At 60.8% G+C, this 12753-nt stretch carries 14 protein-coding genes; 5 read left to right on the top strand and 9 right to left on the bottom strand.

The genetic code is table 11. The features are described from left to right. Nucleotide 1 precedes the first annotated feature (1 nt). The 4 genes from OF385_RS11385 to OF385_RS11370 are packed head-to-tail and all read left to right on the top strand — an operon-like array spanning nt 2 to nt 3335. Entirely contained in the window at nt 2-442 is a 441-nt protein-coding gene (locus OF385_RS11385; RefSeq protein ID WP_264275466.1) for a MaoC family dehydratase, read from the top strand. A gap of 32 nt (nt 443-474) precedes the next feature. After that, nucleotides 475-1644 (top strand): MFS transporter, encoded by a 1170-nt coding sequence (locus OF385_RS11380; protein ID WP_319019092.1) that lies wholly within the window; start codon nt 475-477, stop codon nt 1642-1644. A gap of 53 nt (nt 1645-1697) precedes the next feature. Beyond that, nucleotides 1698-2759 (top strand): UDP-N-acetylmuramate dehydrogenase, encoded by a 1062-nt coding sequence (locus OF385_RS11375; RefSeq protein WP_264277909.1) that lies wholly within the window; start codon nt 1698-1700, stop codon nt 2757-2759. A 45-nt stretch (nt 2760-2804) separates the two neighbouring features. Next, entirely contained in the window at nt 2805-3335 is a 531-nt protein-coding gene (locus tag OF385_RS11370; RefSeq protein ID WP_264275464.1) for a GNAT family N-acetyltransferase, read from the top strand. 80 nt (nt 3336-3415) lie between these two features. On the opposite strand, the gene asd is transcribed toward OF385_RS11370, so the two are convergent. The 9 genes from asd to OF385_RS11325 all read right to left on the bottom strand — a co-directional run bounded on the left by asd (nt 3416) and on the right by OF385_RS11325 (nt 11783). Continuing rightward, nucleotides 3416-4498 (bottom strand): aspartate-semialdehyde dehydrogenase, encoded by a 1083-nt coding sequence (gene asd, locus OF385_RS11365; protein ID WP_264277908.1) that lies wholly within the window; start codon nt 4496-4498, stop codon nt 3416-3418. A gap of 148 nt (nt 4499-4646) precedes the next feature. Continuing rightward, nucleotides 4647-4874 (bottom strand): NF038396 family protein, encoded by a 228-nt coding sequence (locus OF385_RS11360; protein WP_264275463.1) that lies wholly within the window; start codon nt 4872-4874, stop codon nt 4647-4649. A gap of 7 nt (nt 4875-4881) precedes the next feature. Continuing rightward, the gene (locus tag OF385_RS11355; RefSeq protein ID WP_264275462.1) at nt 4882-5457 is read right to left on the bottom strand and encodes a dihydrofolate reductase; all 576 of its coding nucleotides are present in this window, start codon (nt 5455-5457) and stop codon (nt 4882-4884) included. Beyond that, complete coding sequence (locus tag OF385_RS11350; protein ID WP_264275461.1) at nt 5454-6257, bottom strand: thymidylate synthase; 804 nt, start codon at nt 6255-6257, stop codon at nt 5454-5456. The genes OF385_RS11355 and OF385_RS11350 overlap by 4 nt, the downstream gene beginning before the upstream one ends. Nucleotides 6258-6329: 72 nt before the next feature. Then, nucleotides 6330-6662: a GNAT family N-acetyltransferase gene (locus tag OF385_RS11345; protein ID WP_264275460.1), complete on the bottom strand. Its 333-nt coding sequence runs from the start codon at nt 6660-6662 to the stop codon at nt 6330-6332. Nucleotides 6663-6797: 135 nt separating this feature from the next. Beyond that, on the bottom strand, nt 6798-7805 hold the full coding sequence (locus OF385_RS11340; protein WP_264275459.1) for an NUDIX hydrolase: 1008 nt from the start codon (nt 7803-7805) through the stop codon (nt 6798-6800). Beyond that, nucleotides 7805-10021, bottom strand: a complete 2217-nt coding sequence (locus OF385_RS11335; protein WP_264275458.1) for an RNA degradosome polyphosphate kinase — start codon at nt 10019-10021, stop codon at nt 7805-7807. The genes OF385_RS11340 and OF385_RS11335 overlap by 1 nt, the downstream gene beginning before the upstream one ends. Before the next feature lie 84 nt (nt 10022-10105). Next, nucleotides 10106-11062: a mycothiol synthase gene (gene mshD, locus OF385_RS11330; RefSeq protein ID WP_264275457.1), complete on the bottom strand. Its 957-nt coding sequence runs from the start codon at nt 11060-11062 to the stop codon at nt 10106-10108. A gap of 52 nt (nt 11063-11114) precedes the next feature. Next, entirely contained in the window at nt 11115-11783 is a 669-nt protein-coding gene (locus tag OF385_RS11325; RefSeq protein WP_264275456.1) for a winged helix-turn-helix domain-containing protein, read from the bottom strand. A 126-nt stretch (nt 11784-11909) separates the two neighbouring features. On the opposite strand from OF385_RS11325, the gene OF385_RS11320 reads away from it, so the two are divergent. Beyond that, entirely contained in the window at nt 11910-12650 is a 741-nt protein-coding gene (locus OF385_RS11320; protein WP_264275455.1) for a hypothetical protein, read from the top strand. Nucleotides 12651-12753 lie beyond the last annotated feature (103 nt).

Raw genomic sequence — 12753 nt, 5'->3', positions numbered from 1 at the left:
CATGATCGACTTCGAAAGCCTTGAAAAGGGAGCGGTCATCGGTTCCCACACCGTTCAGGCCAACCGCGCGGACCTCGTGCGCTACGCGGGTGCCTCCGGGGACTTCAACCCCATCCACTGGAACGAACGCTTCGCCAAAGAGGTAGAGCTCCCATCGGTGATTGCCCACGGGATGTTCACCATGGGCTCGGTCATCGACCTGGTCTCGCAGTGGGTCGGTAACCCCGGAGCCATCATCGACTACCAGACGCGCTTCACCAAGCCAGTAGTGGTCGAAGACCCAGAAGGCAGCAACCCGAGCGACTTCGAAGGCACCAGCATTCTTGTCGAGGGCAAGGTCGGCTCCCTGGATAGCGAGAAGCGCACCGCACGCATCGATTTGGCCGTCACCGCCAATGACAGCAAGGTGCTGCTCAAGTGCCAGGCAGTGGTGCAGCTCTAATAATGCACCCAACCGGTACTGCGCAGCCGCCCGTGACCCACTGGCGCAACGCGTTGATGGCTGCCTACCTCGCCAGCGGACTGCTGATCTCCGCCTTGGTCTCACGGCTGCCGGCAGTGCGCGACGCACTTGGCCTGGACCACGCCAACGTCGGACTGCTCCTGCTGTGCATGAGCGCAGGATCCTTCTTGTCCGTCTCGGTCTCCGGCCAGCTGGTGCTGCGCTTGGGCGCTGCCAACGTCATGCGCATTGCCGCGACCATCGGCGGCGGATCCCTGCTGCTGGTGGGCCTAAGCACCGGAGTGCTGGGAAGCACCCTGGCCTGCGGGATCTTCCTGTTCACCCAGGGCCTGGGTACCGCCTCGTGGAATGTCGCCTCCAACGTCCAAGGCGCGGCCATGGAGCGGGCCCTGGGCAAAAGCATCATGCCTGCCCTGCATGGATTCTTCTCGATCGGAACCGTGATCGGCGCCGGGATCGGCGCGCTGGCCGCCGGCCTGGGCTTGCCGCTGCAGTACCACTTTGGGCTAATCGGCCTGATCATCATCGGCACCGTGCTCTACAGCTCCCGGTACTTCGGCGAAGACCACAGCCGCACCCCGCGCACCACCAACGGGCCATCGCTCAAGCGCGCCTGGACCGAACCGCAGACCGTGCTGCTCGGTGTGCTGGTTTTGGGCATGGCGCTCGCCGAAGGCGCCGCTGGGGACTGGGTCGCGTTGGCACTGGCCGACGGGTACCGGACCAGCGAAGCGACCGGAGCCATCGGCTACGGCGTGTTCGTCACCGCGATGACCTTGACCCGGCTGCTCTCCGGCGATTTGATCCTGCGCCTTGGCCGTGTCGTCATGATCCGGGCAAGCGCCATTTGCGCCTTCATCGGGGTCCTGCTGTTCGCCTTCGGCCAGAACCTGCCGCTGGCCTTCATCGCATTGGCCATCTGGGGCATGGGCGTTGCCTTGACCTTCCCGCTGGCCATGAGCGCGGCCTCCGACGATCCGCTGCACGCCGCGACACGTGTCGCGGTGGTCTCCACCATCGGATACGGCGCCTTCCTCGGCGGCCCGCCGCTATTGGGCCTGCTGGCGCATGCCATCGGCCTGCTGCCTGCCCTGGGCTCCATCTCCCTGCTGATCATTGTGGCGTTCATCCTCTCCTCGAATACGGCAGGATATCCGCACGAAGAACGTCCCGAGAACTAGACTGTTGACCTGGGCGCACGCCAAGGCCTCGACACTGAAAGTACATGGAATCAATGCTGAAAAACCTGACTACAACCCGCGTTGGCGGCCCGGCGCAGCAGCTGGTCACCGCCACGAGCGAAGCCGAACTCGCCCAGGCCGTGGCCGTTGCCGATAGCGCCGGAGCCGATGTCTTGCTGATTGGCGGAGGCTCCAACCTGGTGATCAGCGACGAGGGCTACCCGGGCATAGCCATCCAGATCGCCACCCGGGGCCTCCACCTCGATGAGCAGCCATCAGGCAAGGTATTGCTTCGTGCGGCCGCCGGCGAAAGCTGGGACGCCACCGTCGAGTACAGCCTCGTCCAAGGGCTGAGCGGCCTTGAAGCGCTCTCTGGAATCCCGGGGTGCACCGGCGCGACCCCGGTGCAGAACGTCGGCGCCTACGGGGCTGATGTTTCGCAGACCCTGGCGTGGGTCCGGGTTTATGACCGCCAGAGCAGCCAGGTGCTCAAACTGGATAACAGCCAGCTGGAATTCGCCTACCGCGACTCGGTGATCAAGCGGACCAGCACCAACGGCTCGCCGCGCTACGTGGTCCTGGAAGTGGCCTTCCTGCTGGAGCGCGAGAGCCTTTCAGCGCCCATCCGCTATGCCGAGCTGGCCCGCCGCTTGGAGGTGGAAGCAGGCGAGCGCGCCGATGCGCTCCTGGTGCGCCAGACGGTTCTGGAACTGCGCCGGTCCAAGGGCATGGTCTATGACCCCAAGGATGCGGACTCGCACTCCACCGGCTCATTCTTCACCAATCCGATCGTCGATGCTTCGGTGCTCGAGCGTTTGCCCGAAAATGCCCCGAACTACCCGGTGTCGCAAGAAGGCCTGGTGAAGCTGTCGGCCGCGTGGCTGATCGATCAGGCAGGCTTCGCCAAGGGCTACGGGCTGGAGGGGACCGACGGGTACCCCGTGGCGCAGGGCCGCGCCTCGCTGTCCACCAAGCACACCCTGGCCATCACCAACCGCGGCGAGGCTGGGGCCGCGGATATCGTGGCTATTGCACGTGCCGTGCGCGCCGGGGTGCAAGAACGTTTCGGGATTGTACTGGTGAATGAGCCGCTGCTGATCGGCGTGGAGCTTTAAGAGCATAGCGGTGCGGTCGACAGGCCCGCAGTGAGGGGCGATAAGATGCCAGAACTATCCTTGCGCAAACTCACTGAGCACGACATCGAGCTCGTCGAGGAGAACTTCCAATCCCTTGAAGGTGCCAGCGCCTCGCAATGGTTCGGATTCTGGGATACCAACAAGCTGCGCACCCGGCTGGCCCAGGACCAATTCATCGGCAGCAACGACGGGGCCCTGGCTATCTGCCTTGGGGAGGAAACCATCGGCAAGGTGGATTGGTTCAGCATCACCAGCTGGGGACGTGCCAATACCTCAGCTTGCTGGGAGATCGCCATCGGGCTGTTCGCGCAGCACCGGGGCCGAGGTTTTGGAACCGAAGCCCAGCGATTGCTGGTCGACTATCTCTTCGCGCATTATCCGCGCCACCGGATCCAAGCGACCACCGCCGCGCAGAACATCGCGGAGCAGCGTTGCCTGGAGAAACTGGGCTTCTTCCGCGAAGGGCTGATCCGGCAGTCGCAGTGGCGCGATGGCGCCTGGCATGACCAAGCCATCTATTCATTGCTTCGCCACGAACACTCGCCAGCTGCCTGAACAGGCGCGGCAACGCCCAAGGGCCGGTACCGAACATTTCTGTTCGCTACCGGCCCTTGGGATTGACTCAGTGCCTGGGGCTAGAGGCGGCCCTGGGCGATGGCCAGCATGCGGCGCAGAGGCTCTGCGGCACCCCACAGCAGCTGGTCGCCGACGGTGAAGGCCGAGATGTACTCGGGGCCCATTTCCAGCTTGCGGATGCGGCCTACCGGGATGTCCAAGGTGCCGGAGGCTGCGACCGGAGTCAGCTGGTTCATGGTCGCTTCCTTTTCATTCGGAATGACCTTGGCCCACTCGTTATCCGCGGCCAGGATCGACTCGATCTCGGCTACCGGAAGGTCTTCCTTCAGCTTCAAGGTCAGCGCCTGGGAGTGCGAGCGCATGGCGCCGATGCGGACGCACAGGCCATCCATGATGATGTGGTCCTCGCCGGAAGTCTGCAGGATCTTGTTGGTTTCCATGCCGGCCTTCCACTCTTCGCGGGACTGGCCATTGCCCAGATCGGCATCGATCCATGGGATCAGCGAGCCGCCGAGCGGGACGCCGAACTGCGCGGCATCCAGGTGGCCGCGCTGGGTTTCGAGCACCTTGCGGTCGATCTCCAGGATGGCGCTGGCCGGGTCGGCCAGCTCGGAAGCTACCGAAGCGTTGATGTCGCCGAACTGGGTGAGCAGCTCGCGCATGTGGCGGGCGCCGCCGCCGGAAGCAGCCTGGTAGGTCATTGCGGTGCCCCACTCAACCAGGTTGTTCTTGAACAGGCCGCCCAGGCCCATGAGCATGCACGATACGGTGCAGTTGCCGCCGACGAAGTTCTTCACTCCGGAGGCCAGGGACTGCTCGATGACATTGCGGTTCACCGGGTCCAGGACGATCACCGAGTCGTCGTTCATGCGCAGCGTGGATGCTGCGTCGATCCACAGGCCATCCCAGCCGGTCTTGCGCAGTTCTGCATGGACCTTGGAGGTGTAGTCGCCGCCCTGGGCAGTTACGATAATCGGCAGCTTCGAGAGCGTCTGGATGTCATGAGCATCCTCGAGTGCGCCAGCGCCTTCAGCGAAGGAAGGTGCTTGGCCGCCGGCATTCGACGTGGAGAAAAATACCGGATCGATCTGCGCAAAGTCGCCCTCGTCGAGCATGCGCTGCATCAGCACGGAGCCAACCATGCCACGGTAACCTACAAAACCAACAGATGAAGTCATGTCTCCATCGTAGGGCTCATCAGGGCCTGGAGCCCGGTTCGTTACAGCAGTTAAAGCAGAATCACACCCAAGCCCCAGCAGGGTTCAGGTGTGATTCGGTACAGCAATAGTTTTACTTTTCCTCAAGCAGCCGCTTGCGATTATTGATCGCCCAGACGGCACAGAAGATGAAGATCTGGGCTGGAACCAGCAACAGGATCAGTCCGAAGATCTTGTGGCCTCCTAGCACCATGAAGAAGCCCAGGGCAGCGACAACGAGGGCCAGAAGCGGAAAGAGCATGTAGCCGAGAACGAAGAGTGCTTCGGGGTGCGCTTTGAGCTCTCCGATATATTTTTTCATGGTCGTCTTAGTCCTTTTGGCGTAGCCAGGTTTCAAAGCGGTAGCGGGTACCAGTGGAAGAGACATGCCAGTTGGCATCGTCAGAATCAAGTGCGGGTTCGGTCGCACCGATTGCGAAGTCGCTGGAGAGCTGTGGAGCCGAGGTATCCCCGTCTGGTTCCAGATCCAGTTTGGTAATCACCGCGACATCCAGCACTGGCAGCGCTTGGGCATAGACCTTTCCACCGCCAATGATCCAGATTTCTTCACCGCCCTCGGCCTTGCGAGCCAAGGCGAGGGCTTCATCCAGGGTTGATGCTGGAACCGCGCCCTGTTCACGCAGCTGCCCATGCAGGCCGGCCTGTGCAGTGAGCACGATATTGGTGCGCCCTGGCAGAGGCCGGAACTTCGCCGGGAAGGAGTTCCAAGTCGCCCGGCCCATCACCACGGGTCGGCCAGCAGTGATGCGCTTGAAGTGGGCCATGTCCTCGGGGACATGCCACGGCATGGTGCCCTGGGCCCCAATGATCCCGTTGTTGGCCTGGGCCCAAATGGCGCCGACCAGCGGTTCTAGCTGTTCGGCATGTCGGGGTGCTTCGGTCATACGGCGACGGTTCCCTTGATCGTTGGGTGGTGCTGGTAATCGTTGATGCTGAAGTCTTCCAGCGTGTAGTCGAAGATCGAGGCAGGCCTGGAATTGAGGCTCAGCGTTGGGTAAGGGTAAGGATCGCGGCCGAGCTGTTCCTTAACCTGTTCCAGATGGTTGGCGTAGATGTGCACGTCGCCGCCGGTCCAGATGAATTCGCCTGGCTCAAGATCCAGCTGCTGGGCCAGCATCATGGTCAGCAGCGCGTAGGAAGCGATGTTGAATGGCACGCCGAGGAACATGTCGGCACTGCGCTGGTAGAGCTGGCAGGAGAGCTTGCCGTCGGCCACGTAGAACTGGAAGAAGACGTGGCATGGCGGCAAAGCCATGTTCTGGATCTCGGAGACGTTCCATGCAGAGACGATATGGCGACGCGAGTCCGGATTGTTGCGCAAGGAATCGACCAGCTGGGAAATCTGGTCGATGTGGCCACCATCAGGGGTGGGCCAGCTGCGCCACTGGACCCCGTAGACCGGCCCAAGCTCGCCCTCCTCGTCGGCCCATTCGTTCCAGATGCGAACACCCTGGTCCTGCAGCCACTTCACGTTGGATTCGCCGCGCAGGAACCACAACAGCTCAGCCGCGACCGACTTGAAGTGCACTCGCTTGGTGGTGATCAGCGGGAACGAGTCTTGAAGATCAAAGCGGATCTGGCGTCCGAAAACCGAGATGGTTCCGGTGCCGGTGCGGTCTTCTTTGGCGGTGCCGTTTTCCAGCACGTCCTTGAGCAGGTCTTCATAAGGCGTCGCAATGTTCACGCACCCAAGTTTAGTTCACCCCGTCCATCGGGTGAACATCCCAGCGAGATGACTCTTCTCGCAGTGGCGTCACTAGCTGGGCTTCACGACCATTGACGTGTACTCGGGGTAGCGGCGCAGATAGTCCTGGACATAGCTGCACTCCGGAATGATCTGCAGGCCTTCATTCTTGAACCGGTCAAGGACCAGCGTCACCAGCGCGCGGGCATATCCGCGGCGCCCGAATTCCTCGTTGACGATGGTGTGCTGCATGGTCACTACGTCGCCCTCGCGGTAGTAGCCCAGGAAGCCGACAAAGGTGGAACCGTGCCAGAGCGAGAAGCGCCCGCGGCTTTCGTCATGGTCAAGGCGCAGGCCATGGTGAACAACTTTTTCAACTGGTTGCTGCGGCTGCTGTGCAGTCATGGCATTCCCTCGATTTCGGGTCGGAAACATCTGCTGTTAACAGTAATATCCCTAATCGGAGCCGAATGCAACGGATTCGAGCAGTTGTGCAGGATGTAGCAAGGCCCCGCCGAGAAGCGGGGCCGAGGCAGGACTTTAGTCGTGGAATGGTGTGTGCATTTCGAAGGAGACGATCCGAGGATTTGCGCCTTGGACCTGCTGGGCGACAATCAACGATCCAGGTTCCAGATAAGGGTCATCCTTCGGCAAAGACTTGGCCAGCTTGGGCGAGGAATTCTTGGCGAGAACTTCCAGGACGAAAGGCAGCACCGGGCGGTGCGTGCAGATCGCCTGGGAACGGTATTTGTCAAAGAGCTTCTGCACGGCGCGCCGGGCGCGCTCGGGATGCCGGGTGGCAGCGTGTTCGGTCAGGGCCCTCAGGTTCTTCATTTTCATTGCATGCAAGGAGGCGTACGGCGAGAGGGTCTGCACACAGCGAAGCCATGGCGATGAAGCGATATGGGCTGGCTGCCATGCTTCGAGCATGCGCGAGACCGCCTGGGCCTGGCGCCGCCCGGTAGCGGCCAATGGGCGTTCGCCCTCGGCGCGCGTCCATTTGCCCCGCGGCTTGGCCTTGGCGTGGCGGATGATCAACACCGGTTGGGTGTTCAGCGTTCCGTTCTTGTGCGCCTTGACCAGATCCAGCAGCGGTTGCACGTCGGTGGGGTTGGTCAAGAGCTCGGCGGCTTTTTTGGCGCTGACCCATTGGGTGCCATCGCATTCAGCGCCATCCGGATCAATGACCGTTTGGGCATCGGTCTTGGCCGCCCAGTAATAGACCACCTTGGACTTCTGCTTCACCGAGTACGCGGTGGCCGACAACGGGATCCCCAGGGTGATGCGCAGCCCGATTTCTTCACGTACTTCACGGATCGCGCATTCTGCGATCGACTCGCCTGGATCCAGTTTGCCCTTGGGCCAGGACCAGTCGTCATACTTTGGACGATGGATCAGCAGTACTTGCAGTTTGTCGTCGAGGATCCGCCAGGGGATGGCCCCGGCCGCGATGATATCGAAGTCGCCGAGGGCGATTTCCTCGGCATCCACCGAACGGATGATCTCACGAACCCGTTGGGTGGCTTCGTGCAGTTGCGGCTCGGTCACTAGCTGTTACGTCCACTGTTGCGTCGGCGGGCATGGTCATCGATGAGCCAGAACTGGATGTCGGTCAGCGGCTTGCCTTCCTCGTCCTGCGAATGGCGGGTCCATTCGCCATCGGAGTTCAGGTGCCACGAGGCAGTGGTATCAGCCATGTACAGGTCGAGCTGCTTGAGCAGGTCCTCGACATCTTCCGGATTACGCAGGGAGACCAGTGCTTCAACGCGCCGGTCCAGGTTGCGGTGCATCATGTCGGCGGAGCCGATGTAGACCAGCGGGTCCCCGGCGTTCGCGAACATGAAGACACGGCTGTGCTCGAGGAAGCGGCCCAGGATGGAACGCACTTCGATGTTTTCGCTGAGTCCCGGAACTCCGGGACGCAAGGCGCAAATGCCTCGAACGATGACCTCGACCTTCACGCCAGCTTGGCTGGCCCGGTACAGAGCGTCGATAATCGCTTCGTCAACGATGGAGTTGACCTTGATGACAACCTTGGCATCGATACCGGCCTTGGCGTTGGCGATTTCCTTTTCGATATGGGCCAGCAAGCCGGTGCGCACCGAGCGAGGGGCAACCAGCAAGCGGCTGTAGGTCGATCGAGGGGCATAGCCCGAGAGCTGGTTGAAGAGCTTGGAGACATCTTCGCCAACAGCGTCATCGCAGGTGAGCAAGCCGAAGTCTTCGTAATAGCGAGCGGTGCGCGGGTGGTAGTTGCCGGTGCCGATGTGGCAGTAGCGGCGCAGCTTGTCGCCTTCGCGGCGGACCACCAAGGACAGCTTGGAGTGGGTCTTCAGGCCCACGATGCCGTACACCACGTGCACGCCGGCTTGTTCCAGCTTCCTGGCCCAGGAGATATTGGCCTGTTCGTCAAAGCGGGCCTTGATTTCCACCAGCGCCAGAACCTGCTTGCCGGCTTCAGCGGCATCAATCAGGGCATCGACAATCGGCGAATCGCCACTGGTGCGGTACAAGGTCTGCTTGATGGCCATGACCTTCGGGTCGGCGGCAGCCTGCTCCAAGAACGCCTGAACGCTCGTGGAGAAGGAATCGTACGGGTGGTGCAGCAGGATGTCGCGGCGGCGGACAGCGGCGAAGACGTTGGCGGCCTTGGCGGTTTCCGACTCGTTCAGGTAGCGAGAGGTGTGCCCGACATGCTTCGGGTAGTGCAGCTCGGCACGGTCCAATGAAGCGATGACCCCCAGTCCACGCAGATCCAACGGTGCGGGCAGCTTGAAGACTTCATCTTCCTCAACGGCCAGTTCGCGAGTCAGTAGCTCCATGATTTCAGGGTTGATGTCATCAGCGACTTCAAGGCGTACCGGAGGACCGAAACGGCGGCGCAGCAGTTCCTTCTCCAATGCCTGGAGCAGGTTCTCTGCATCATCTTCTTCGACTTCCAGGTCCTCGTTGCGAGTGACACGGAAGAAGTGGTGCTCAACGATTTCCATGCCGGGGAACAGCAGTTCAAGATGCACTGCGATCAGTGCCTCCAGCGGAATGAAGCGTGCGCTGCGGTGCGAAGAATGCGCCGCGCGGGTTCCATCAACGCTGATCAGCCGGGCGATGGTATCCGGGACCTTGAGGCGGGCAAAGAGCTGCTTGCCGGTCAATGGGTTGCGGACCACCACGGCGAGATTCAGCGACAAGCCGGAGATATAAGGGAATGGGTGGGCAGGATCCACGGCCAGCGGTGTGAGTACCGGGAAGACCTGGGATACGAACCATTTGGAGAGCACATCGCGTTCACCGGCGGAAAGGTCATCCCAGGTTGTGATCCGGATTCCCTGCTCGGCCAGATCAGGGGAGACCGACTCTGAGAACACCTTCGCGTGGCGGGTCTGCAATGCGTGGGCGGAGGACAGCAGCAGTTCCAGCTGATCCACCGGATTCATGCCGTTGGCTGCTGGAACCGCCAGGCCTGCGGCGATGCGGCGCTTGAGACCTGCCACGCGAACCATGAAGAATTCGTCGAGGTTCGAGGCGAAGATCGACAGGAAGTTCACTCGCTCCAGCAACGGCAGCGTCGTATCCTCGGCCAGCTCAAGCACCCGGGCGTTGAAGTGCAGCCAGCTCAGTTCCCGATCGAGGAAACGCTCGTTATTGAATTCGCCATCCGGGTGCAGGTCCGGAAGTGAATCAGCAGGCTCTATTCTGTCCTCATTAACTTTTGAAGAGGGAACATCGCGTAATTGAGAAGTAGTTTCCTGGGGGGAGCTAGTCATCTGCTGAACTCATTTCTTCCTGCGAGTAGATGTCAAAACACCTCGTGAGAGCGGTCCTATTAGTACACGAAACCGCAGATACTACTAGTCTATCGGTTCCGGACCGTACATAATGTCAGCGTCCCAAAGTGTGAAGCCCAAGGAACGGTAGAGCTTCACCGCAGGCTCGTTATCGGCATCCACATAGAGAATCACCGCGTCGACACCGAGCTCCAGAAGGTAGTTGACGCCGGCGATGGTCAACGAACGTCCCAAGCCCATTCCCTGCGCCTCAGGAACCACGCCCACTACATAGACTTCGCCGGTCGGACGGAAGGCATCGCCGGAGGCTGGGTGGATCTTGGTCCAGTGATAAGCCAAGAGATTCTGCTCGGAATCAAAAGCGAGGAAGAATCCAGAAGGATCGAACCAGTCCTCGGCCATGCGGGCATCCAGATCGGAGAGGCTCAAGGACCCCTGCTCCGGGTGATGCGAGAATGCCTTGGCATTCGCCTCAAGCCAGGCAGGTTCGTCTTCGCCGACTCGGAAGCTGCGAACCGTGAAGCGGCGGTCAGCCGGTGGCTCTTCGATGAAGTCGGTGCCATCGCGGCGCATGCGGTACAGCTCGCGCACGCGGCTCAGCCCGGTTTTGGCGGCGAGCTTCTTGGCTGCCTCATGATCGCCATGAGCCCAGGCTTGAACCTTGCTCAGATCCACCAGCTCGTTGAGCCTGGTCAGCAGGGCGCGTCCGATGCCTGCCTGGCGGTGCTGCGGGTGGACCACAAGTTCCAGCACCCATGGCTGATCCTGTGCTTCACGCACGAGCACGGCAATACCGGCCAGAACGGCTTCGGCGCCTTCACCGATTTCAGCGAGGAGGGTCATGATATTCTCGCCGGCATCCTCAGCTGCCAGGGCAACCAGTGTCTGGTCGCTCAGCGGGGGATTGCTGTCGACGTCTTGAGCCTCTGAAGCCAGATGGCGGACATCGCTCAGGGTGCGTTCATCCAGCTCGGATGGCACGTGGTGAATGGATACTGTGGTCTGTGGCAGTTCACTCATGTCTTTCACGATAGTGGGTGACTGAATGAACTCGCCACAAAATAGCTGAAAGTTATGATTCGGTGTGGAAGCGATAACCTACGTTACGCACTGTTCCAATGAGTTGTTCGTGATCAGTGCCTAGTTTGGCGCGCAAACGACGAACGTGAACGTCCACAGTCCGGGTGCCACCGTAGTAGTCGTAACCCCAGACTTCGTGCAGCAGCTGCTCACGAGTGAAGACGCGGCCAGGGAACTGGGCTAGGTACTTCAGCAGCTCGAATTCCTTGTACGTAAGATCCAGCATGCGGTTGTCAATGCGCGCTGTGTAGCTCAGCTCATCGATGCGCAGTCCCGAAGTGTTTTCAGCTGGTTCCGGAGCCGGTGCGGCATCCGGGATGCTTGCCAGCATCAGGCGTATTCGGGCATCGAGTTCTGCCGGAATCGCCGAGGGCAACAAGAAATCGGCCGCATGCCATTCGGAATTCAAGATTCCCAAAGCGCCCTCGCTGACGACCAGCAGAAGCGGCAAGTTCAGATTCGCGTGAAGGATCTGTGCCAGCGAACGAGCTGGAATCAGATCGGTTCGCGCATCGAGGATGACAGCGTCACATTCTGGAACTTGGCTCAGCGATTCGGTGCTAGCCGGGAGGAAAGAAATTTCATGCAGTAGCAATTCGAGTGCCGGAAGAACTTCGGCCGCATTTTCGGCATGATTGCTAAGTAGCAGTAGGTGGGCCAATAGCTCGTCCTCCTGCCAATTGGTTGCGAATAAATCATCTTTACGTGTCACAGTATAAGGAATGAATCCTTCGAATCATGCATGTGAACACGCAGATGCAGACACATTACCGTCAGGAAGCATAGATTGAGAATCAAAGTTCTATTGTGCGGACTCGTCGCAGTCGGCCTATTGACCGGGGCTGCCAGCCTGTCGTCACTGACATGGCCCATGGGCGTGGTCACCGCAATATTACAGCTGGTTTTTGCCTACGCCTGGCCGCGGATGGTGCGCTCAGATGCGCCGTGGCCGATCACTATTATTCTGGCCCTGTGCTCGCTGGCTTCCACCGCTGCAACAATTTTCATGCCCGGTGCCTCGGTGATGTCGCATAGCGTCGAGGCCATCGCCGTCGGCGTGTTGCTGATGTTCATCAGTCAGGTGCTGCGCGGTGCTGAAGCCGAAGGCCGCCTGGCCGGCGTCGTGTCTGGCGTGACCGGCATGGTGCTGGCCGTCCTGGGCTCTGCCTGGGCCGCCAGTGCCCAGGTGGGCTACGGCTTTGGGCTGACGGTTGTCACGGCCATTTCGCTGCTTGGCGCCGGCGCGGTCGTGGTCAACAGACTGCCAAATCGGATCACCATGATCCTTGCCCCGCTGGTTGCCGCGGCCCTAGGGGCTGCCTCCAGCGCCTTGCCGGTTGACATTCTCTGGTTCCAAGGCGCCGTCATGGGCCTGCTTGCGGGCCTGCTGGTGGGCTCGTTGCGCGCGCTGGCCTTGGCTAGCCGCAGCGTACGCAATCTCAGTGGCATCCTCGGCTTATCCTGCGGAATCATCCTGCTTAGCGGGGCCGCCAGCTGGTATGCCATGGAGGTTCTGGCGTTCATATAACGCAATATGGTGCGGGCTGCGTCACGCGTGTCGAAGTTATGCTTCTGATCGCGCTAAGATGAAGCCATGAATGAAAATTATCTTGCACTTGAAATTTTCTTCC

The organism is Glutamicibacter sp. JL.03c, from assembly GCF_025854375.1.
Taxonomy (GTDB): Bacteria; Actinomycetota; Actinomycetes; order Actinomycetales; family Micrococcaceae; genus Glutamicibacter.
Note: the sequence above shows the minus strand (reverse complement) of the source record. Positions and strands in the feature narration are given on the sequence as shown.

Excerpts from the sequence above, each read along its gene's own strand:
- OF385_RS11385 (WP_264275466.1), top strand. The coding sequence starts at position 2 with ATGATCGACTTCGAAAGCCTTGAAAAGGGAGCGGTCATCGGTTCCCAC.
- OF385_RS11375 (WP_264277909.1), top strand. The coding sequence starts at position 1,698 with ATGCTGAAAAACCTGACTACAACCCGCGTTGGCGGCCCGGCGCAGCAG.
- OF385_RS11335 (WP_264275458.1), bottom strand. The coding sequence starts at position 10,021 with ATGACTAGCTCCCCCCAGGAAACTACTTCTCAATTACGCGATGTTCCC.
- OF385_RS11345 (WP_264275460.1), bottom strand. The coding sequence starts at position 6,662 with ATGACTGCACAGCAGCCGCAGCAACCAGTTGAAAAAGTTGTTCACCAT.
- OF385_RS11360 (WP_264275463.1), bottom strand. The coding sequence starts at position 4,874 with ATGAAAAAATATATCGGAGAGCTCAAAGCGCACCCCGAAGCACTCTTC.
- OF385_RS11370 (WP_264275464.1), top strand. The coding sequence starts at position 2,805 with ATGCCAGAACTATCCTTGCGCAAACTCACTGAGCACGACATCGAGCTC.
- asd (WP_264277908.1), bottom strand. The coding sequence starts at position 4,498 with ATGGTTGGCTCCGTGCTGATGCAGCGCATGCTCGACGAGGGCGACTTT.
- OF385_RS11355 (WP_264275462.1), bottom strand. The coding sequence starts at position 5,457 with ATGACCGAAGCACCCCGACATGCCGAACAGCTAGAACCGCTGGTCGGC.
- mshD (WP_264275457.1), bottom strand. The coding sequence starts at position 11,062 with ATGAGTGAACTGCCACAGACCACAGTATCCATTCACCACGTGCCATCC.